Source organism: Nonomuraea glycinis (genome assembly GCF_014646515.1).
In the GTDB taxonomy this organism is placed as follows: Bacteria; Actinomycetota; Actinomycetes; order Streptosporangiales; family Streptosporangiaceae; genus Nonomuraea; species Nonomuraea glycinis.
This window is the reverse complement of record NZ_BMNK01000002.1, coordinates 405,901-425,187: the sequence shown is the minus strand read 5'-3', so window position 1 is coordinate 425,187 and position 19,287 is coordinate 405,901. Positions and strand designations below refer to the sequence as shown.

The following is a 19,287-nucleotide window of genomic DNA, read 5'->3' as shown; positions in this document are numbered from 1 at the left end:
CCTGCCGGCACTCTGGGCCTTGGCGTCTTCCTGACCTAAGATCGGGCAGTGCCCCGAAGGTCGTGGATCACCAGTCTGATCACTCGGTGTAGGCACGAGTGACGGAGACAAGCTTCGGCGGGCTGCTTCGAGCCCATCGCCGCCGCGCCGGAGTGACGCAACGGCAACTCGCCGATCGGGCGGGCATGAGCGCGGGCGCGATCCGCGATCTGGAGCAGGGCCGGACGAGGAGCCCGAGGCGGGAGTCGGTCCAGGCCATCGCCACCGCACTCGGGCTGAGCGGGCCGGACGTCGAGCACCTGCACGCCGCCGCCGAGGCCCACCGCGCACAGCTCGCCGAGGCCGGTCCGATCCGCGGCGGCCCGCTGCGCATCCGGGTGCTCGGTCCGATCGAGGTCTGGCACGGCGACGTCCAGGCGCCCCTCGGCTCCGACCTGCAACGCACGCTGCTCGCGCGGCTCGCGCTCGGCGCCGGTACGGCGGTCGGCCAGGACGAGCTCATCGACCTCCTGTGGCCACACGGCGAAACCCAGAACCCGGTGGCCCTGCTGCACACGCACGTCGCCCGATTACGGCGGCTGCTGGACTCCGACAGCGTGCTGCTCGGCGGCCAGTCCGGCTACCGGCTCGCGGTCACCGCCGATCAGCTGGACCTGCTGACGTTCCGCGATCTCACCGCGCGGGCGGCGTACGGCACTCCTGAGGAGGCGTTGAGCCGGCTCGCCGAGGCCGTCGCGCTGTGGCGCGGCGAGATCGACGCGGAGGGGCCGGCGTCGAGCCCGCTCTACACCGCGATAGCCGGCGAGTACGCCACCACCGTCCAGACGTTCGCCGCTCTGGCGCGCGACCTCGGCCGGCCGGAACGGGCGCTGATACCGGTGCGGGAGCTGGCGCACCGGCGCGAGCTGGACGAGCCGCTGCACGCCGAGCTGATCCTGACCCTGGCCGCGAGCGGCCGGCAGGCGGAGGCGCTCGCGGCCTACGACCGGATCCGGTCCGCACTCGCCGACCAGCTCGGCATCGATCCCGGTGAGCGGCTGCGCTCCGCCCAGCTCGCGGTGCTCCGGCAGCAGGAGGGGCACGCCCGGCGGAAGCGGGGACGGACCTCGATCCAGCAGGCGCCCGCCGCGCCGCCGGACTTCGTCGGCAGAGCGGATCACATGGCCAGGATCGAGGCCGTGCTCGCCAGGACGGACCAGGAGCCCGGACCGAGCTCGCCCCGCATCGTCATGATCGACGGCATCGCCGGAGTCGGTAAGACCGCTCTCGCGCTCGCCGCCGCGCACCGGTTGCGCGCGGAGTATCCCGACGGTCAGCTCTACGCCGACCTGCGCGGCGCCACCGCGACCCCGCCGGAGCCGATGCAGGTGCTCGGCCGGTTCCTGCGGGCGCTGGGCGTGCCGAGCAGGCAGATCGGGACCGACGAGGCCGAGGCGGCCGCGCTGTTCCGCAGTGAGCTCGCCGATCGGCGGATGCTGGTGCTGCTGGACAACGCGCATGACGCCGACCAGGTCCGGCCGCTGCTGCCGGGAGCGGGCCGCAGCGACTTGATCGTGACCAGCCGGCGCCGGGTGCTCGGCCTCGCCGGTGCGAGCGTCGTGCACCTCGAACCGCTCGACCCGGAGGAGTCGATCGCGCTGATCGCCGCGACCACGGGATCGCACCGGATCGACGCCGATCCCGACGCGGCCGGCGCGCTCGCCGAGGCGTGCGCGCGGCTGCCGCTCGCGCTGCGCATCGCGAGCGCGCGGCTGGCCACCCGGCAGGCGTGGGCCATCGGCGACCTGACCCGCCGGCTGCACGACGACAACCGCCGGCTCAGCGAGCTGTCCACCGGTGAGTCCAGCGTGCTCACCAGTTTCCAGCTCAGCTACACCGACCTGAGCGCCGCGGCGCAGCGCGCGTTCCGGCTGTGCAGCCTGCACCCCGGTGACGACTTCGCCGCCGACACCACCGGCGTCCTGCTGGCGATGCCGGCGACCGACGCCGACCGCGTGCTGGAGGACCTGCTCGAGGCGAACATGCTGATGCAGTACGCGACGGACCGCTACCGGTTCCATGACCTGCTGGGCCTGTACGCCCGGCGGCTGCTCGCCGACGACGCCGAGGGCGAGAGCGCGCGCTCCCGGCTGTACACGTGGTACACCGACGCGGTGACGGCCGCGATGGAGTGGGTGTACCCGCAGCTCGTACGGCTGGACACGCATGCGGAGCGGGACGCGATCTTCGCCACCGAGGCCGACGCGCTCGCCTGGCTGGACGCCGAGCTGCCCGCGTTGGTCGCCGTCGTCAGGCACACGGCCGGGTCTGCCGACCGCGCGCTGTCCTGGCGGATCACCGACCAGCTCCGCGGCTACTTCCTGATCCGCCGGCACATCGACGGCTGGCTGCCCGCGGCGGAGGCGGGTCTGGACGCGGCCGTCAGAGCCGGCGACGACGTCGCGCGGACCGCGATGCTGATCAGCCGCGGCCAGGCGCTGTGGTCGGTCGGCCGGGACGAGGAGGCGCTGTCCGACTGCCTGGCCGGCGAACGGCTCGCGTCCACCACCGGCTGGACGACGGCCGCGGCGTACCTGTCCCATCACATCGGGTGGCACCATCTGGAGCACGGCAAGATCACCGACGCGGAGGAGTGGCTGCACCGCGCGCTGGAGCTGACCGAGGACGACCGGCTCGGCCACGTACGGGCGGTCGCGCTCAACGGGCTCGGGATGCTGCGACTGTGCCAGGGCGAGCTGCGGGACGCCGCCGAGCTGTTCACCGCGGCGCTGGAGATCAACGTGGCGACCGGCAGGGAGACGTCGGCGCTGGCCAACCGGGGCAACCTGGCGAGCGCCTTACGTCAACTCGGCGCGGAGGCGCGCGCCGCCGAGCTGCTCACCGACGTGCTCGCGGCGTACCGCAAGGGGGCGAACCTGCGCGGCGAGCTGTCCACCTTGGACGAGCTGAGCCAGTTGCACCGGCAGCGCGGCGACGCCGCCACCGCACTGGAGCTGGCCAGGCGCGCGCACGACATGGCGATCGTGGTCCACGACAGGAAGGCCACGGCGCAGACCGCGGCCACCGCGGCGCAGGCGTACCTCGCGCTCGGCGACACGACGGCCGCCGCCCACTGGTTCGAGCAGTGCGTGACGATCGCGCACGACACCTACCCGTTCGTGGAGGCACGGGCCCTGGCCGGCCTCGCCACCGTCCGGCTCTCCGCCGGCGACCCGGCCTCGGCGAGCCACACCGCCGAGTAGGCCGTGGCGATCGCCGGATCCTGCGGCTTCCGCCTGCTCGAAGGCCAGGCGTTGACCGCGCTGCACGCGCCGAGACCAGAGTAAGCGGTTGACTGCTCCCATAAGGACCGGCTGCTAGGCCCGCAGCGTGCGCGCCCAGGGCGCGTCGACGGCGGCGGCGTCGATCGCCACCACGACATTGCTGAGCAGGGCGTCCGCGAAGTAGCGGCGGATCTGCTCGTCGGAGGCGCCGGAGACGGCGCGGATGTACTCGACCTGCCTGGCGTAGCAGCTGCGCACCGCCTCGCCGATGACCGGCTCACCCGCGCAGCCCTGGGCGTGCATGAGGATCATCAGCACGTCCCGGTCGGCGATGACCTCGTCGTACGAGGCGGTCAGCGCCCGTAGGACCGCCTCCGGATCGGTGCTCCGCGCCGTGGCCGCCGCGGCGGCCACGGACTCCCGAAGGCGGTCCGAGCAGTAGTCCACCAGGGCCGCGAACAGCGTCTCCTTGTCCTTGAACAGCCGGTACAGGTAGCCCTGCGAGATGCCCGCGGCCTTGGCCACGTCCATCGTCGAGGTCCCGTAATAGCCGCGCTCGGCGAACGCCTTGATCGCCGTGCGCATGACCGTGGCCCGGCGCTCCTCGGCGGTGGAACGCTGTCGTGTCCTGGTGTCCATAGAAGTAATCAACCAATCTCCGACAAGGGCGTCAAACCGCTGGTCCGTTTCGGAGCGGCCCGTCCGCTGCCCTTGCCGGGTGACGGACGTCTTCAGTCGTTGCTGAACGCCGAGACCAGGTCGTCGCTTCCGCCGCCGAGGGCTTCGGCGGCCACCTGGGGGTTCCAGAAGTCGACGTACCGGCTGATCTTGCCGTCCTTCGTCTCGACCACGGAGATGTAGGTCTGGTTGTAGGGCCGGCCGGTCTCCAGCGCGACGCCCTCGCTCTTGAGCTCCGCGATGACCAGCGAAGGGTCGGTGGTCTCGTGGAAGCGCAGGTCGGTGAACTTCACGCGGAAGTTCTCGGAGAAGCTCTTCAGGTGGACGAGCAGGTCCTGCTTGCCCGCGACCTGGGCCGGGTAGCCCTTCGGGGCGTAGGGGAACTCCAGCACGCCCTCCTCGGTGAACAGGTCCACCCACTCGGCGAACCGCCCGGAGGACAGGTGGTCCAGGTGGTTCCTGAACGTCTGCTGCGCGGCAGCCCGGACGCTGTCGGTGCCCTGCTGAGTGTTGCTCATCACTGAACCCTTCTCTGAAGTCGGCCAGGTATAGAAGCGGTTGACCGCTTTATTATGAGGCTACGAACTGGCGAAACGTAGCAGCCAGCTCTCTGTCGCTAGATGTAAGTAATAGACCACTTTCATCTTAAGTGTCAACCGTCCCGATCCGATGATCATCAGCTGGAGGCCCGTTCGCGATCTCAAGGTGATCTGCAGCCGCCACCCTCGTATGCCATGGTTCGCACCTCGCTGATGGCCTTATGCCTCCTCATCCCGCTCGCCGGCTGCGCGACTGAATCGGCGCGGTCAGCGTCGTCCACGGCTGCCGAGGCGGCACCCGCCCCCGCCCCGGAGACGCCACCGCAGCAGAGCGCCGTCCCCGGTGCGCAGGAGTTCCATGCCACCGAGTTACGTCCCGGCGACTGCGTCGAGCCCTTGCCCCAGACGTCCATGGTGACCGTCGTCCCCTGCGACGTGCCGCACTCGGCCGAGTTCGCCACCACGTACATACTCCCCGAGGGGCCGTACCCGGCGGCGGACATGACCCGGCTCATGGAGAACGGATGCCTGCCCAGATTGCGGATCAAAGAGTCGAAAGCCGGAAAAGTCAGCCTTTGGGCATTTGGGCCCACCGCGGATGACTGGCCCCGCCACAGGACCGTCTACTGCATGGCCATGCCCTCGGACGGTCGGCCGACGACCGGCCGCGTGGTCAAGTAGCCGCCTGCCGGCGGCGCCGTCGTCAGCCCTGGAGCAGGCGCTCGCTCAGGTCCCAGAGTCGCCGGGCCGACTCCGGGTCGAGGGCATAGGGGACGACGTCGGTCGGGATGTCGTCATGGGTGCCGAAGTCGATGGGCTGCGGGGTGCCCAGCGGTGAGATGTCGTTGTCCTGCAGGTAGACCCCGCCGATGTCGGCGAGCAGCGGGCTGGTCGCGGCGAACACACCGGTGCCGGCGCCCTGCTGCGGCGTCTTCTTCCCCCGCTCGGGGTCGATGATCGTCCGGCCGGACTCGTCGATCAGTCCCATGGCCCGCAGCGCGTCGTCACTCAGCCACTGTGTCCGCTTTTCGCCCTCGGCCAGCAAGGGCCCGAGGTTCGTGCTGATGACTATGCCCGGGTGCACGGCGTAGCCGCGGATTCCCGCTTCGGCCCAGCGCCGATCCAACTCGACGGCGAAGAGGATGTTGGCGGTCTTGGACTGACCGTAGGCGAGCATGCCGTCATAGCCGGTGGTGAAGTGCGGGTCGTCCCAGCGGATGTCGGAGACGCGATGGCCGCCGGAGGTCAGGTTGACGACCCGGGCGCCGTGCGCGGCGCGCAGGGCGGGCAGCAGGCCGAGGGTCAACTGGAAGTGGCCGAGATGATTGGTCGCGAACTGCGACTCGTAGCCACGCGCGTCCCGGACCAGTGGGCCGCCCATGATGCCGGCGCTGTTGATCAGGATGTGGAGTGGCCGGCCGGAATCTAGGTAGCGGACGGCGAAGGCGTCGATCGACGCCGGGTCGAGGAGGTTCAGCCGGCCGGCCTGGACGCGCTCGATGCCGGCCAGCGCGGGCGCGGCGCGGTCCGGGTCGCGCGAGCCGACGGTGACGGACGCGCCGGCCTTGCTGAGCGCCCGGGTCATCTCCAGGCCGAGCCCGACGTGACCGCCGGTGACGACGACGTTCGTACCGGACAGGTCGATGCCCTTGAGCACGTCGTCGGCCGTCGAGGCCGCGGTGAAGCCGGATCCGACAGGGCGTTGTTTCTGTGTCATGGTTACCACCCTGCACCCGGCTGTCCGTACGCTGAATGGTTGTAAGTCCGTATTTTTTGCGCGATAGTACGGACATGGTCGGCGATCAACTGTCCGAAGTCTTCGATCTCGTCGAGGTTCGCGGACTGCTGTCCGGCGGATTCGCGATCCGGGGCCCCTGGGTGTCGCGCGCCGCCGTCGGCATCTCGTTGAAGTTCATCGCGGTGGTGTACGGCCGGGCCCAGCTGGTCACCGACGGCATCGACGGTCCGATCGAGCTCGCGGCGGGCGACGTCGCGATCCTGAACGACCGGTCGTGGCTGGAGCTCCAGGGCGGCACCGGCGACGGCCCGCCCCGCGAGGTCACGCCCGAGGAGAACGACCCCGCCACTCGCCTCATCGGCATCGACTGGGACACCGACGACGTCATCCTCGGCGGTCATGTCGACCTCAACCCGGCCGGTCGGGCCCTGCTGCTCCAGGCGCTTCCGCCGGTGGCCCACATCAAGACGGCGGCCAACCTGCGCGGCACCCTCCACCGGCTGTTCGAGGAGGTGAGCACGGACCGGATCGGCTCGGCGTTCGCGATCCGGCAGTACGGCCAGCTCCTGCTGCTCGAAGTGCTGCGGGCCTATGTCGAGCAGACGCCGCTGCCCTCGGGGTGGCTACGGGCGCTGACCGACGAACGACTGCGCCCGGCGCTCACCCTGATGCACACCGAGCCGGGCAGGCCCTGGCGGCTGGACGAGCTGGCGCAGGCCGCGACGATGTCACGGACGTCGTTCGCCGAGCGCTTCCGTACCGTGGCGGGCATGCCGCCGCTGACCTACCTCAACCACTGGCGGATGCTGCTGGCCCAGCGCGCACTCCGCGATGACGACGTCCGCGTCGGCTCGCTCGCCGCCGACCTGGGCTACGCGTCAGAAAGCGCGTTCAGTACGGCGTTCAAACGGGAGGTGGGCGAGTCACCGCTGCGCTACCGGCACCGGTTGCGCGCCGAGTCCTCCCCGAGGTGAAGCCGCCGCCCTCCTGGAGCGCGAACGCGACAAGATGACCGAGCGCATCGACTGCCTGATGCGCAACCGGGACGCCATCGCCGGCTGTCTCGACGCGGTGCGCGGCAGCGGGTCTCAGGTCACCAGGCCGTTGCGGTAGGCGTAGACGACCGCCTGCACGCGGTCGCGCAGGTCGAGCTTGGTGAGGATGCGGGACACGTACGTCTTGACGGTTTCCTGGCTGATCACCAACGTCGCGGCGATCTCGCTGTTGGACAGGCCGTTGGCGATGAGGCGCAGCACCTCCAGCTCGCGCGGGGCCAGCGCGACGTCCTCCGGCGCGCCCTGCATGGGGCGGATCCGCGCCGCGTACCTGCCGACGAGCTTCCGCGTCACCTCGGGTGCCAGCAGCGCGGCGCCGGTCGCGACGGTACGGATGCCGTGCAGCAGCTGCGCCGGTGGCGCGTCCTTGAGCAGGAACCCGCTCGCCCCCGCGCGCAGCGCCTCGTACACGTACTCGTCCAGGTTGAACGTCGTCACCACGAGCACCTTGATGGGATGCGCCACCCCGGCGCCGGCCAGCAGGCGGGTCGCCTCGATGCCGTCGAGCACCGGCATCCGGATGTCCATCACCACCATGTCCGGCTTCAGCTCGTGGGCGAGGTCGACCGCGGCGCGCCCGTCCCCGCACTCGCCGACCACCTCCAGGTCGGGCTGCGCGCCGATGATCGTGGAGAATCCGGTCCGGATCAACGCCTGGTCGTCGCAGATCAGGACCCGGACCGGCGCGGTCACGACGGGCTCCCGGCGGGGATGCTCGCCCGTACCGCGAAACCTCCGTCCGCCTGCCGGTCGGCCCTGAACTCACCGCCCAGGGCGTCCACCCGCTCGCGGAGCCCGGCGAGGCCGCGCCCGCTCCCGCCAGGAGAACCGGCCCGCGAGCCGGAACCGTCGGTGGTGACCTGCACGCTGATCTCCTTCTGCCCATAGCGCACGTGGACGACGGTCTGGCTGCCGTGGGCGTATTTGAGGGCGTTCGTCAGGGACTCCTGCACGACCCTATAGGTCACGAACTCGGCGCTGCCCGCCGATTCCGCCGGTTCGCCCTCCTGGATGAACTCCACCGGCTGCCCGGCCAGGCGGGTCTGCTCCACGAGCGTGTGCAGATCGCCGACCGACGGCGCCCTGATGTCGGCGTGGTGGTCGGGGTTGAGCAGGTCGAGCAGGTGCCGCAGGTCGGTGATGGCCCGCCGGCCGGTGTCGGTGACGGCGCTCAGGGTCGCGTCGAGGCGATCGGGCGCGCCGGTCAGGTAGCGCGCCGCCTCCGCCTGTACGACCATCGCCGTCACGTGGTGGGTCACGACGTCGTGGAGTTCGCGGGCGATCCGGGTGCGTTCGGCGGTGCGGGTGGCCTCGGCGACATGGATGCGGCGTTCGGTCTCGGCGGCCCGGGTGGAGCGCAGCCAGGACCCGATGCCCCACGAGAGCGCCAGCGCCACGTAGAACGCCACGATGTCGGGCAGGCTCTCGTTCGCGCCGAGCAGATTGAGCGCGACCATGAGCGGCACGTAGGCGGCGGACAGGATGATCGCGGTGATGCGCCGGTGGCGTTCCAGATGGGCGCCCGCGCTGATGAGCGCGATGGGCAGCGAGATGCCTCCCACCGCGTAGAAGCCGTAGAGCTGGTCGAGGGCGAAGCCGAGCGACACCAGGACGAGAGCGGCGGCCGGCCACCGTCGGCGCACGGTGAGCGGGAGGCACTCCAGGGAGATCACCAGGACGGCCAGCAGGCCGTAGGGGCGGCTCGGCAGTTCGCTGATCTGCGTCCCGTCGCCTTGGAACTCCGGCAGGAGTGACAGAACGGTTAACAGCAGCGCGAGCGGGAAATCCCGGACTGTGACGTCACACCGACGCCACAGGTCCGGGACCCGGCGGAGATCGATCACTGGGAGAGCGTAGCGGTCGTGTGGACCCGGTGGCCGCCCAGGATCAGGGTGCGCAGCGCGTTCCCCTGTGCCGCGCTCACACCCGTAGCGCCTCCGAAAGCGACCGCCGCTATGGCCACGAGTTGCTGCAACAGTCGCATGACGGCTCCCTTGCGATGTCCCGCGGTCCGAGCGCCGCGGTTACGTGGGGAACGCTACGGATCGGCCGGCCGGAGGTCGTCACCGTCCGGTGGACATTCGCAGGTAGCTCGCGCGGGGGACAAGCGCTCAGGAGCACCGCTACTGAACTTCGCGGTCGCCCGGCGTGACGACGCCGGATTCGTAGGCCAGCACGACCGCCTGGACCCGATCGCGGAGCCCGAGCTTGGCCAGGATCCGCCCGACATGCGTCTTGACCGTGGTCTCCGACAGGAAGAGGCCGGCCCCGATCTCGGCGTTGGAGGCGCCGCGGGCCATGCCGAGGAAGACCTCTCGCTCGCGCTCGGTGAGCGCGTTGAGAACGGCGTCCGGGTCGGTGTCGGCTCTGGCGACGAGCTGCCCGATCAGCCGCCGGGTCGTGGCGGGCGCGATGATCGAGTCGCCTCGGTGCACATGCCGGATGGCGGCGATGATCTCCTCACCGGGGGCGTCCTTCAGCAGGAATCCGCTCGCACCGGCGCGAAGCGCGGCCAACGCGTGCTCGTCGAGGTCGAACGTGGTCAGCGCCAGCACCTTCGGCGGGTTGTCCATCCGCTGGATCTCGCGGGTGGCGGTGACACCGTCCATCCGGGGCATGCGGATGTCCATCACCACCACGTCGACTGACCGTGACCGCAGCACCTCCAGGGCTTCCAGGCCATCACCGGCTTCGGCTACCACCTCCACGTCGGGCTGCGACCTGACGACCATGGTCAGGCCGTTACGGAGCAGTTCCTGATCGTCGACGATCATGATCCTGATGATGAGAGACTCCTCGCGTCATAGGGCACGGCGGCCGACAGCTCGAACCCCGCCCCGGGCCGGCCGCTGACGTGCAGGCTGCCGCCCACCATGCTCAGGCGTTCACGCATCCCGGTCAGCCCGGCGCCCGCCTCGCCGGGAGGCGGGCCGGCACCGTCGTCCTCGATGGTGATGTCCAGTCTGTCGGGGCGCCACGCGATCGTCATGTCGGCGGTGGCCGTCACGCCCGCGTGCTTGATGACGTTGGTCAGCCCTTCCTGGATGACGCGGTAGGCGGTCAGGTCGACGGCGGGGCGCAGGGGCCGGGCGTCCCCGGTCTCCCGCACCACGACCCGAACTCCCGTACGGCGTACGTGTTCGAGCAGGTCAGGGAGGTCGGCGAGGCGCGGTTGGGGGGCCGGGCCCTCCACCTCGCCGTCCGCGCGCAGCACGCCCAGCAGCCCGCGCATGTCGCGCAGCGCGTCCCGCCCGACGCCGGCGATCGTGCCGAACACGGCGGCTCCCGGCGCGTCGGGATCGGACAACCGGCCGCCCTCCGCCTGGCTGACCATGACGGCCAGCGAGTGCGAGACCACGTCGTGCATCTCCCGGCTGATCCGGTCGCGCTCCGCGCGGGCCGCCTCCGCCCGTTCGCGTGCGCGATCGGCCTCGGCGCGTTCCGCCTTGGCCGCGAGCTCCGCCAGGAACAACGCACGCATCCCGCTGAGGCGGCCCAGCGACCACAAGCACACCGCCGCCGCGGCGAGGCCGGCCGCCAGCCCGATCCGCCACACGGGCAGCTCATAGCTGCCCGACGAACCTCCCCACGAAACCGGGTCCCACAGGCGCGCGACCACCAGGCCCACGCCCATCAAGGCGACAGCCAGGCAGGCCAGGCTGGACAGGAGGTCGAGCCGGCCCGCCACCGTGTAGAGCAGCAGCCCGAAGACCAGGGTGCTCGGCAGCAGGACCGGCGGGTAGTTGGCCCCGCTGGACGGGTCATGCAGCGGCGGCAGCAGCACGAGAAGCACCATCGCAGCGGCGGCGATGCCGTAGGCCGCCCGAGGGCACAGACGACGCGGCACCACAGAACCGTGCAGGATCAGCAGGCCGAAACCCGTGACCAGACGGATGGACAGCGGGCTGTCCGACGCCCTGAGCAGGCTGAGCGAGATCAGACCGAGCGGCAGAGCGAGCAGGACCGCCAGCGCGGCGTCACCGCTCACCCGGTGCCGGCCGAGAAACGAGTCCACGCAGGGCCGCGTCGCCTTCGTCATCGTCGTGCACGTCCGTGGTCGAGGTAGCGGCCCGTACGGCGACGGGCGAGGTAAGCGAGGCCGGCCACGGCCAGGGCCGCGCCCCACAGCGGCCACAGCATCTCCGGCAGCCAGGCGCCGAGCTCGGCGTTGGCTCCGGGCGGGCCCATCTGCTCACCGCTGAGCTTCTTGCGAACGTACATCAGCCCGGCGGACGTGATGGGGAGCGAGACGACCAGCGCCGCGTACGCCGGGAAACGCTCGGGAATCGGCCGACCACGCAGCAACGGCACCCAGCGCGGCCAGATCTCGCCCCACGGCCGGACCATGCCGACGGCCAGGATCGCGCCGAGGAGACCGAGAGCGCTGAGCCCGGCACCGATGGGGGTGATCTCGGCGATGTAGGCCAGGAACTCGTCGCTGATGCCGACGGGAACGCCCAGGAGCCAGCCGAAACGAGTGACGGCGTAGACCACGGGGACGGCGACCGCGAGGGCGACCGCGTAGCGACCGGCCCGGAGTGCGCCGGCGAAGCCGATCGGCCTCCCCGTGGCTCCCAACACCTCACGCGTGCCCAGCACCAGCAGGCTGAGCCCGGCCGCCATCAGGATCAGCAGATTGACGCTCGGCCAGGTCAGCATGGTCGCGATCATCGCGAACTCCACCTGACCGGCGAGCGCGCCGACGAACATGACCGGCAGGTATCCGGCGGTCATCAGGATCCGCACGTCCGGCAGGACCACCGCCAGGCCGAAGCCGACCACGATCGCCACGACGGCGGCCGGCAGGTTGAGCGACCCCCTGGCGGCGAGCACCGCGACGGCACCGCTCACCAGCGCCAGCACCGCCAGTACGGCGCCGCCGGCCGCCGCGGGCAGCGGGTCGAGGATGGTGTCGCCCATGCCCGCGCGGCCGGCGTCGAACGGGTATCCGGGGCCGCCGAAGGCCCAGAGCAGGCCGAGGATCAGATAGGTCACCGACCAGGCGGCGGCGACCAGGACCGGCACCACCGTACGGCGGCGGGCCGGCGACGGCGTGGTTCTGTCGGGAATCGAGTTCGTGGTTCGCGGGATGCTCACCTGCCTCAATCTGCCGCCCCGGCGAGGGGCCGCACGTCGTCGCCAGGTCGCGACGGGGTCCTCCCTCAGGATGACTCTCGCCCTCTGGCATCCAGGACTCTTCCTACGAGGGTAGGAGGTACGCGGGCCACCGTGTCATGCGTGCAGGGACTCGCCGTGGCTCCGGGTGGCTAGGCTGGTCGCGTGACGCTCGAACTTCCTTACGATGAATCGGCCCAGGAGCCTGAGGATCGCAGTCCGTGGTTACGGAAGATCGCGTGGTGGGTGGCCACGGTGTTCGTCGGCGGATTCGCCATCGCCCAGGGCCTCACGTACGGTGTGACGGCCTGTCTCGCCACCCTGCTGTTCTTCGCGTTGCCCGACATCGCCCGGGTGATCAGGCTGCGCAAGACCACCTGGGTCTACGCCGCGGTGCACGCGCCGTGGGTGCCGCTCGTGTTCGTGATCCTCACCTCGCTCAACCCATTGTTCTGGGCGCCGCTGTTCACCGCCGCGCTCGGCTGGCTCACCCGGACCCTCCTGCTGAAGGCCCTGCGCTACGGCCTGCCCCGGCTGATCTGACGCCAGTCGGAAGCACGGTCGCCGGCCGGTCACAGTTCGCCCGCCTCGGCACGGTCACGGCGTCCTGACCACTGCCGGCTCAGCCGGCGAGGACCATGGCGTAGAACGCGGTGGGATCACCGGCGAGCGAGGCCTTGACGAACGCGCTCGGCTCGTCGGCGAGGACCTCGAGAGCCCCGGCGACGAGGCCGTCGAGAGACGCGCGGGCCACGTCACGGGGATCGATCTTGGGTACGTCGTATCCGGCCGTCATGTCGGTGTCCGCCGCGGCGAGGTGCACGGCCTGGACCAGGGTGCCCGGCGAGCTCCAGCCGTACACCGTTGGTCATGTTCCAGGCGGCCGCTTTCGCCGCCGCGTAGGCGCCGTTGCCGGGAGATACGAACCACGACAGGGCGGAGAGCACGTTCACGATGCCGCCGCCTCCGTTGGCGGCGAGCACCGGTGCGAACGCGCGGATCATGTCGAGCGTGCCCCAGAAGTGCGTGTCCATCTCGCGGCGGATCTCCGCGCGGTCGCCCGTGAGCAGCGGTGTGCTCGTGGAGATGCCCGCGTTGTTGACGAGCAGCGTGACGTCCGACGCCGCGGCGGCCGCCGCGCGGATCGAGTCGTGGTCGGTGATGTCCAAGGTCAGCACCTCGACCCCGGAGGCCCCGGAGGCCCCGGCGAGCCCGGAGAGCCCGGATGCTTCGAGCAGGTCGGGGCGGCGGGCGGTCGCGTAGACCTTCCGGGCGCCGCGCTCGAGGAGTTCGGCGACGAACTGGCGGCCGATGCCGCGGTTGGCGCCGGTGACGAGGGCGATCTGGTCGGTGATGTCCATGTGGGGCGTTTCCTTCTCATGCGTAGCTGGTGGGCTCGACGCGGCTACGCTAATAGTTGACGTTGACGTCAAGGGCAAGTCGAGGGGAGCATCGTGCGCATCGGGGATGTGGCGAGCCGCGCCGGAGTGAGCACGCGAGCGTTGCGCTACTACGAGGAGCAAGGGCTGCTCAGCCCCGAGCGCACGGCGAACGGGCAGCGCAGCTACCCCGAGTCCGCGGTCCAGCGGGTCCGCCTCATCCAGCAGTTCTACGCCGCGGGGTTGCCCAGCCGGACCATCCTGCGGATGCTGCCCTTCGTCGACGCGGGCACCACGATGCCCGAGGCCCTCGACATCCTGTCCGTCGAGCGCGACCGCATCGCGGCGAAGATGGCCGAGCTGGGGCAGGCTCTCGCCCAACTGGACCAGGTGATCGACTTCGCCCGGCACCCCGATCAGTGCTCCGCCGCGCGTCCGAGGGCGGGCCGGTAGCCGCGTACGGCGATCGCGGCTCTCAGCCCCGACCTGCAGCCGCTACTTCGGTGCGGTCTGACACCATTTCTTGACCGATTTATACCTGTTTGATAAGTTTTGTGCTTCGAGTAGCGGTTTCGCCTATAGAGCCGTTGCTGTTCATTGCCCGGACCGCGCCTTCGCGCGGCCGCCTAATCCGCCGTCAGGCGGAGCCGGGGACCCACTCTTTCCGGGGTGAATCGGCGCCGTACCCGCGCCGTAGGGCACTTCCACGCCCGAACCCGTCAGCTAACCCGGTAGGCGGTATGGAAGCTAGGAGCAACCATGCGTCTCACCGACCGGCTCAGTCATGCCCTGCTCGGCCTCGCCGTCGCCACCGGCGCCCTGACCGCGGGCGCCGGTGCCGCGCAGGCCGCCGCGCCGGCCACCACCGCCACCCAGCCCCATGCCCCCGTCACCGACGCGCCCGCCGTGCTCGGCAGCGCCGCCTACCTGATGGACGCGGAGAGCGGCGAGGTGCGCTTCAGCAAGCAGGCCGATCTGCGCCGGCCGGTCGCCAGCATCACCAAGGCGATGACCGCCTACACCGTGCTCAAGCAGGCCAAGCCGACGGACAAGGTCAAGGTCACCGCTGCGGACGTCCGGTACGCCGCCCAGGGTGGGGCGTCGGTGGCCTACCTGCGCGCCGGCGACGTCCTCACCGTCGAGGACCTGCTGTACGCGCTGATGCTCCCCTCCGGCGCCGACGCCGCGCACGCGCTCGCCCGCGTGTACGGGCCGGGCGTGCCGGCGTTCGTCGGCGAGATGAACGACACCGCCCGCCGGCTCGGCATGAACGACACCAAGTACGTCAACGCCGACGGCATGCCCTACCGGGGCGGCGGCTACTCCACCGCCCGGGACCAGGCGATGCTCGCCAAGGCGCTGCTGGACGACGACACCCTCAGGAAGGTCGCCTCGACCCGGTACCACTCGGTCGGCGCCACGTCCGAGCACGGCTCGTACAGCTGGAAGAACACCAACCGGCTGCTCGGCCACCCGGGCGTGCTCGGGGTGAAGACCGGGTACACCCGGGCCGCGGGCTACACCCTCGCCTTCGCGGCCGAGCACGACGGCCACCGGCTGATCGGCGTGCTGCTCGGCGAGACCGACTCCAGCCGCCGCTTCGACACCGCCCAGGCCCTGCTGGACTGGGCCGCCACCAACGACCGATGAGCCCGGCCTGGCGCGTCAGTCGTCGAGCTCGCGGCCGAGGCGATGCAGCCGCAGCGCCAGCTGCACCTCCAGCATGTGATCCGGGCTGTTCCAGTCCACCCCGAGCAGCCGTCTGACCCGGTCGAGGCGCTGGGTGACGGTGTTCGGGTGGATGTGCAGCCGCTTGGCGCTGGCCACGAGGCTCTGCCCGGTGGCGAAGTACGCCTCCAGCGTCTCCATCAGCGCGGTCGAGCGCCGTTCGTCGTGCCGGATGACCGGACCCAGCGTCCGCGCCACGAACCGGACCGCGGATGCGCCGTCACCCAGCAGCAGCCCGGCGTACCCGAGGTCGGCGGCCGTGGCGGCCACTCCCACCCGTTCCAGCCGGAGCAGGGCCTGGGCACACGCCAGCGCCTCGACGTAGGCGGCGGGCAGGTCGGCCGGATCGTCGACCGGTCCCGCCGCGCCGACCGTGACCGGCGACCCCAGCCGCATGGTCATCGAGCGCGCTATCCGCCGGCCCGTCAGCGACGGGTCGTCGGAGGGGATGACCAGGATCGCCTGGCCGTCCCGTACCGTGCTCAGGCCGTCGCGAGCGGCCGCGAGGTCGGACGCGACCGAGGCGAGGCTCTGCCGGTTCTCCGCCCGGATGTGCGCGACGACGACGGCGTGCCGCTTCTGGGGCTGGTAGCCGATCCGATGGGCGCGCTCGGCCAGTGAGGTGTACGTACGAGGGGTGGGCGTGAGGAGGTCGTCGAGCAGCTCGCCGCGCACCCTGGCCTCCGCGGCGGCGAGGTTGCGGCTGAACAGCTGGAGCAGCGAGGCGACGACGGCCGCCCGGGTGAGCAGCCGCCGCTCCAGGTCGCCGACCTGGGCCGGCGCGGCCGGTGGGGCCCAGACCAGGGTGCCGAGATTCTCGGTGCCGGCCACGAGATCGGTGACCCGGTAGGTCCCGTCGCGCGCGCCGGACATCGCTTTCAGGATCTTCTCGGAGGCCCCGGGGGTCCAGGCGACGGGCGTCTCGAACTCGTCGAAGATGGCCAGCACCCCGCCGAGTTGATCACCCACCGCGGTCACGACCTCCTGTACGCCGCCGCCCCGGAGCACGATGGCCATGCTCTGGTCGTGCGCCGCGACCGCTTTTTCCTGGTCGAGCGCACGTTGCCGGAGCGTCTCGTTCGCCTGCCGCAGGGCCGTCACGGTCTGGGCCTGCTCGTGCCTCGACCGCGCCTGCTCGATGACCGTAGCGGCGAGTGCGGCGAAGGACCCCAGCAGGGCGATGGCGTCGTGGGAGAACCAGCCCGGCGTGCGGTTGGCGGCGAACAGCACCCCGATGACGGCGCTGTTGCGCAACGGTACGGCCACGATCGACACCTGCCGCTCCGCCCTGACCGAGGCGTCGACGACCGGATCGTGCGTCAGCCGTTCGTCGCTGAAGTAGTCATGCGTCGAGAACGGCGTGCCCGTGGCGGCGACCCGGCCGCCGACCCCGACGCCGAACGGGATCCGGACGTCCTTCCACGCCGAGGAGGTCGCGCCGACCATCACCTGCATGCAGGTCGCCCGGCCCGCGTTGTCGTTCAGGCTCAGGTAGGACATGTCGCAGCCGAGCAGCCGCTGCGCCTGGCTCACGATCAGGCTCAAAATCGCGTCCGGGTCGCTGCGGTCCTCCGCCAGCTCCTTGGCGCACTCGACCAGCGCACGCTGCTGCTCCTGGCGGCTGCGCCGTTTCTCCAGTGTGTCGCGCAGTTGGAGGGCCAGCGTGTGTTCGGCGTGCAGGTCCGCCACCTCGGCGGGTGAGGCGGCGGTGGCCACCGCGGCGTGCAGGACCTCGTCGTAGTGGGGCAGCGGTGCCTCGTCCACGAGAAGCTGCAGGAAACTGCGCCTGTTCACAACCCTTGCTCCCGTCAACGCGGCCTCGTCCGATGATGCCGACGCCGTCGACGGCCGCGTGTTTGTCCATCGTTGTAACATTCGCGCTCCCACAGTGAGCAAGAGTCAAGACCTGTGGTCGCGAATTATCAGGCGGGAGTGTCGACGGACTTCCTGGGCTCGGCGGCCACCTCGCCCGGCGCGGCGGCTTTGCGCCGGGAGGCCAGCAGGTGGCGGGCGGTCCCCCAGATGCCCCGGCGGAACAGCAGCACGACCACGATGAAGATCGAGCCGGTGATGATCCCGGTCTCCGCGAACCCGGCGGTGGCCAGGAAGTCCTGCAGCTGAACGACCAGGGCCGCGCCGATGGCGCCGCCCCACAACGTGCCGATCCCGCCGAGGATGACCATCATCACGGCCTGCCCGGAGGTGGTCCAGTACACGCCCTCCAGCGAGGCGAAGCCGTGGCCCATGGCGAAGACTCCCCCGGCCATCCCGGAGAGCGCGGCGGACAGGACGAAGGCCAGCAGCCGGTAGCGGTCGACGGGGTAGCCGAGGGCGCGCGCCCGGTCCGGGTTGGCGCGGATCGACACCAGCACCCGGCCGAACGGCGAGCGGACGATACGCCAGGCGACGAACAGGCCGACCAGCACGAACGGCAGCCCCGCGTAGTAGAAGGAGAACGAATCGGACAGGTCGAGCCCGAACAGCTCCCGGGGGATGCCCTGCAGGCCGTTCTCCCCGCCGGTGACGTCCCGCCACTGGTTGGCGACGAAGTACGTCATCTGGGCGAAGGCCAGGGTGACCATGGCGAAGTAGATGCCGCTGAGCCGTACCGACAGAAAGCCGATCGGCAGCGCCAGCAGGGCCGCGAACGCCGCGCCACCCACGATCGCGACCGGGAACGGCAGCCCGGTGTGCAGCGCGATCAGCCCGGTGCAGTAGGCCGACCCGCCCCAGAACGCGGCGTGCCCGAACGACAGCAGCCCGGTGAAGCCCAGCAGCAGGTCCACCGCCGCGGCGAACAGCGCCCAGCAGGCGATGTCCAGCGCCACCGGCGGATAGATCATCCAGGGCAGGACGAGGGCGGCGAACAGCCCGAGGGCCAGCAGCAACGGCCCGCCTCGGCCCGCGCGGGCCAGCCTGGACATGATCACCGGAACGCCTCCTGCTGTCCGAACAGCCCGGCCGGGCGCCACAGCAGCACGGCGGCCATGAGGATGAACACCATCGTCTGGGAGAGCGCGGGCACGTACAGGTTCCCCAGGGCCGACACCAGCCCGACGGCGAAACCCGCCGCGACCGAGCCGAACACCGAGCCCAGCCCGCCGATCACCACCACCGCGAAGACGGTGATGATGAGATCGGCGCCCATCAGCGGGTTGACGGCCCGCATCGGCGCGGCCAGCACCCCGGCGAACGCGGCCAGCGCCACCCCGAAGCCGAACACGGGGGTCACCCACCGGCCGACGTCGATGCCCAGCGCCCGGGTCAGCTCGGGCCGCTCGGTCGCGGCCCGCACGATCATCCCGACCCGGGTACGGGTGAGCACCACCCACACCACGACGCACACCAGCACCGACACCGCCAGCACGAACACCTGGTAGGCGGGGTAGGTGAACAGCCCCAGGTCAACCGTGCCGCTCAGCTCCGCCGGCCTCGGGTAGGGCTGGGAGCTCACCCCGTACTCCCGCTTGACCAGGTCCTGCAGGATGAGCGCCAGCCCGAAGGTGAACAGAAAGCCGTAGAGCGGATCCAGCGGCGTCAGCCGCCGGATGAACAGCCGTTCCAGAACCACCCCGGCCAGCCCCAGCAGCGGCGGGACCAGCACCAGGGCCACCCAGAAGCTCAGCCCGAAGGAGTCCAGCGCGACGAACGCGCCGAAGGCGCCGAGCATGTAGAACGCGCCATGGGCCAGGTTGACCACGCCGAGCATGCCGAAGATGACGGCGAGGCCGAGGGCGAGCAGGGCGTAGAACGCCCCGCCCACCAACCCGTTGAACGCCTGCTGGAGCACGC

General features: G+C 70.9%; 20 protein-coding genes and 1 riboswitch. Of the genes, 6 read left to right on the top strand and 14 right to left on the bottom strand.

Going from position 1 to position 19,287, the window contains the following annotated elements; genetic code table 11:
* Positions 1-98 precede the first annotated feature (98 nt).
* Entirely contained in the window at positions 99-3,242 is a 3,144-nt protein-coding gene (locus IEY87_RS07265) for a BTAD domain-containing putative transcriptional regulator (RefSeq protein WP_189137705.1), read from the top strand.
* Between the two features lie 114 nt (positions 3,243-3,356).
* Here IEY87_RS07265 and IEY87_RS07260 read toward each other — a convergent pair whose 3' ends face one another.
* Positions 3,357-3,902: a TetR/AcrR family transcriptional regulator gene (locus IEY87_RS07260; protein WP_189137704.1), complete on the bottom strand. Its 546-nt coding sequence runs from the start codon at positions 3,900-3,902 to the stop codon at positions 3,357-3,359.
* Between the two features lie 92 nt (positions 3,903-3,994).
* On the bottom strand, positions 3,995-4,459 hold the full coding sequence (locus IEY87_RS07255; RefSeq protein WP_189137703.1) for a nuclear transport factor 2 family protein: 465 nt from the start codon (positions 4,457-4,459) through the stop codon (positions 3,995-3,997).
* A 216-nt stretch (positions 4,460-4,675) separates the two neighbouring features.
* Here IEY87_RS07255 and IEY87_RS07250 point away from each other — a divergent pair, with 216 nt between their 5' ends.
* Positions 4,676-5,161, top strand: a complete 486-nt coding sequence (locus IEY87_RS07250) for a hypothetical protein (RefSeq protein ID WP_189137702.1) — start codon at positions 4,676-4,678, stop codon at positions 5,159-5,161.
* 22 nt (positions 5,162-5,183) lie between these two features.
* Here IEY87_RS07250 and IEY87_RS07245 read toward each other — a convergent pair whose 3' ends face one another.
* Complete coding sequence (locus tag IEY87_RS07245) at positions 5,184-6,197, bottom strand: SDR family NAD(P)-dependent oxidoreductase (RefSeq protein ID WP_189137701.1); 1,014 nt, start codon at positions 6,195-6,197, stop codon at positions 5,184-5,186.
* Positions 6,198-6,271: 74 nt separating this feature from the next.
* Between IEY87_RS07245 and IEY87_RS07240 the strand changes: the two genes are divergently transcribed.
* Positions 6,272-7,192: an AraC family transcriptional regulator gene (locus IEY87_RS07240; protein ID WP_189137700.1), complete on the top strand. Its 921-nt coding sequence runs from the start codon at positions 6,272-6,274 to the stop codon at positions 7,190-7,192.
* Positions 7,193-7,306: 114 nt separating this feature from the next.
* Here IEY87_RS07240 and IEY87_RS07230 read toward each other — a convergent pair whose 3' ends face one another.
* From IEY87_RS07230 to IEY87_RS07205, 6 genes are all read right to left on the bottom strand, one after another.
* Entirely contained in the window at positions 7,307-7,966 is a 660-nt protein-coding gene (locus IEY87_RS07230; protein WP_189137699.1) for a response regulator, read from the bottom strand.
* Complete coding sequence (locus IEY87_RS07225; protein WP_189137698.1) at positions 7,963-9,117, bottom strand: sensor histidine kinase; 1,155 nt, start codon at positions 9,115-9,117, stop codon at positions 7,963-7,965. The genes IEY87_RS07230 and IEY87_RS07225 overlap by 4 nt, the downstream gene beginning before the upstream one ends.
* Complete coding sequence (locus IEY87_RS07220) at positions 9,114-9,257, bottom strand: hypothetical protein (RefSeq protein WP_189137697.1); 144 nt, start codon at positions 9,255-9,257, stop codon at positions 9,114-9,116. The genes IEY87_RS07225 and IEY87_RS07220 overlap by 4 nt, the downstream gene beginning before the upstream one ends.
* Positions 9,258-9,396: 139 nt before the next feature.
* Positions 9,397-10,047, bottom strand: a complete 651-nt coding sequence (locus IEY87_RS07215; protein WP_189137696.1) for a response regulator transcription factor — start codon at positions 10,045-10,047, stop codon at positions 9,397-9,399.
* On the bottom strand, positions 10,044-11,312 hold the full coding sequence (locus tag IEY87_RS07210) for a sensor histidine kinase (protein ID WP_189137695.1): 1,269 nt from the start codon (positions 11,310-11,312) through the stop codon (positions 10,044-10,046). Before IEY87_RS07210 ends, IEY87_RS07215 begins: the two co-directional genes overlap by 4 nt.
* Positions 11,309-12,370 carry a hypothetical protein gene (locus IEY87_RS07205; RefSeq protein WP_189137694.1) on the bottom strand — a complete coding sequence of 354 codons (1,062 nt, stop codon included), beginning with the start codon at positions 12,368-12,370 and terminating at the stop codon, positions 11,309-11,311. Before IEY87_RS07205 ends, IEY87_RS07210 begins: the two co-directional genes overlap by 4 nt.
* A gap of 183 nt (positions 12,371-12,553) precedes the next feature.
* On the opposite strand from IEY87_RS07205, the gene IEY87_RS07200 reads away from it, so the two are divergent.
* A complete protein-coding gene (locus IEY87_RS07200; RefSeq protein WP_189137693.1) occupies positions 12,554-12,931 on the top strand; it encodes a hypothetical protein in 378 nt (125 codons plus the stop codon).
* Positions 12,932-13,010: 79 nt separating this feature from the next.
* Here the strand turns inward: IEY87_RS07200 and IEY87_RS46615 are convergent, their stop codons facing one another.
* Complete coding sequence (locus tag IEY87_RS46615) at positions 13,011-13,142, bottom strand: hypothetical protein (protein WP_263651730.1); 132 nt, start codon at positions 13,140-13,142, stop codon at positions 13,011-13,013.
* A gap of 1 nt (position 13,143) precedes the next feature.
* Positions 13,144-13,749, bottom strand: coding sequence for an SDR family NAD(P)-dependent oxidoreductase (locus tag IEY87_RS07195; RefSeq protein WP_225277119.1), 606 nt, complete (start codon positions 13,747-13,749; stop codon positions 13,144-13,146).
* A 93-nt stretch (positions 13,750-13,842) separates the two neighbouring features.
* Between IEY87_RS07195 and IEY87_RS07190 the strand changes: the two genes are divergently transcribed.
* Both IEY87_RS07190 and IEY87_RS07185 read left to right on the top strand, forming a co-directional pair.
* Positions 13,843-14,220: a MerR family transcriptional regulator gene (locus tag IEY87_RS07190; protein WP_189137692.1), complete on the top strand. Its 378-nt coding sequence runs from the start codon at positions 13,843-13,845 to the stop codon at positions 14,218-14,220.
* A 160-nt stretch (positions 14,221-14,380) separates the two neighbouring features.
* Positions 14,381-14,520: riboswitch (cyclic di-AMP (ydaO/yuaA leader) on the top strand.
* A gap of 6 nt (positions 14,521-14,526) precedes the next feature.
* On the top strand, positions 14,527-15,417 hold the full coding sequence (locus IEY87_RS07185) for a D-alanyl-D-alanine carboxypeptidase family protein (RefSeq protein ID WP_189137691.1): 891 nt from the start codon (positions 14,527-14,529) through the stop codon (positions 15,415-15,417).
* A gap of 15 nt (positions 15,418-15,432) precedes the next feature.
* On the opposite strand, the gene IEY87_RS07180 is transcribed toward IEY87_RS07185, so the two are convergent.
* From IEY87_RS07180 to IEY87_RS07170, 3 genes are all read right to left on the bottom strand, one after another.
* Positions 15,433-17,289 (bottom strand): helix-turn-helix domain-containing protein, encoded by a 1,857-nt coding sequence (locus IEY87_RS07180; RefSeq protein ID WP_189137690.1) that lies wholly within the window; start codon positions 17,287-17,289, stop codon positions 15,433-15,435.
* A 128-nt stretch (positions 17,290-17,417) separates the two neighbouring features.
* Positions 17,418-18,419 (bottom strand): branched-chain amino acid ABC transporter permease, encoded by a 1,002-nt coding sequence (locus IEY87_RS07175; protein ID WP_189138158.1) that lies wholly within the window; start codon positions 18,417-18,419, stop codon positions 17,418-17,420.
* Positions 18,420-18,421: 2 nt separating this feature from the next.
* Positions 18,422-19,285 (bottom strand): branched-chain amino acid ABC transporter permease, encoded by an 864-nt coding sequence (locus IEY87_RS07170; protein WP_189137689.1) that lies wholly within the window; start codon positions 19,283-19,285, stop codon positions 18,422-18,424.
* Positions 19,286-19,287 lie beyond the last annotated feature (2 nt).

Excerpts from the sequence above, each read along its gene's own strand:
- IEY87_RS07250 (WP_189137702.1), top strand. The coding sequence starts at position 4,676 with ATGGTTCGCACCTCGCTGATGGCCTTATGCCTCCTCATCCCGCTCGCC.
- IEY87_RS07260 (WP_189137704.1), bottom strand. The coding sequence starts at position 3,902 with ATGGACACCAGGACACGACAGCGTTCCACCGCCGAGGAGCGCCGGGCC.
- IEY87_RS07210 (WP_189137695.1), bottom strand. The coding sequence starts at position 11,312 with ATGACGAAGGCGACGCGGCCCTGCGTGGACTCGTTTCTCGGCCGGCAC.
- IEY87_RS07255 (WP_189137703.1), bottom strand. The coding sequence starts at position 4,459 with ATGAGCAACACTCAGCAGGGCACCGACAGCGTCCGGGCTGCCGCGCAG.
- IEY87_RS07240 (WP_189137700.1), top strand. The coding sequence starts at position 6,272 with ATGGTCGGCGATCAACTGTCCGAAGTCTTCGATCTCGTCGAGGTTCGC.
- IEY87_RS07195 (WP_225277119.1), bottom strand. The coding sequence starts at position 13,749 with ATGGACATCACCGACCAGATCGCCCTCGTCACCGGCGCCAACCGCGGC.
- IEY87_RS07185 (WP_189137691.1), top strand. The coding sequence starts at position 14,527 with ATGCGTCTCACCGACCGGCTCAGTCATGCCCTGCTCGGCCTCGCCGTC.
- IEY87_RS07215 (WP_189137696.1), bottom strand. The coding sequence starts at position 10,047 with ATGATCGTCGACGATCAGGAACTGCTCCGTAACGGCCTGACCATGGTC.
- IEY87_RS07175 (WP_189138158.1), bottom strand. The coding sequence starts at position 18,419 with ATGTCCAGGCTGGCCCGCGCGGGCCGAGGCGGGCCGTTGCTGCTGGCC.
- IEY87_RS07220 (WP_189137697.1), bottom strand. The coding sequence starts at position 9,257 with ATGCGACTGTTGCAGCAACTCGTGGCCATAGCGGCGGTCGCTTTCGGA.
- IEY87_RS07245 (WP_189137701.1), bottom strand. The coding sequence starts at position 6,197 with ATGACACAGAAACAACGCCCTGTCGGATCCGGCTTCACCGCGGCCTCG.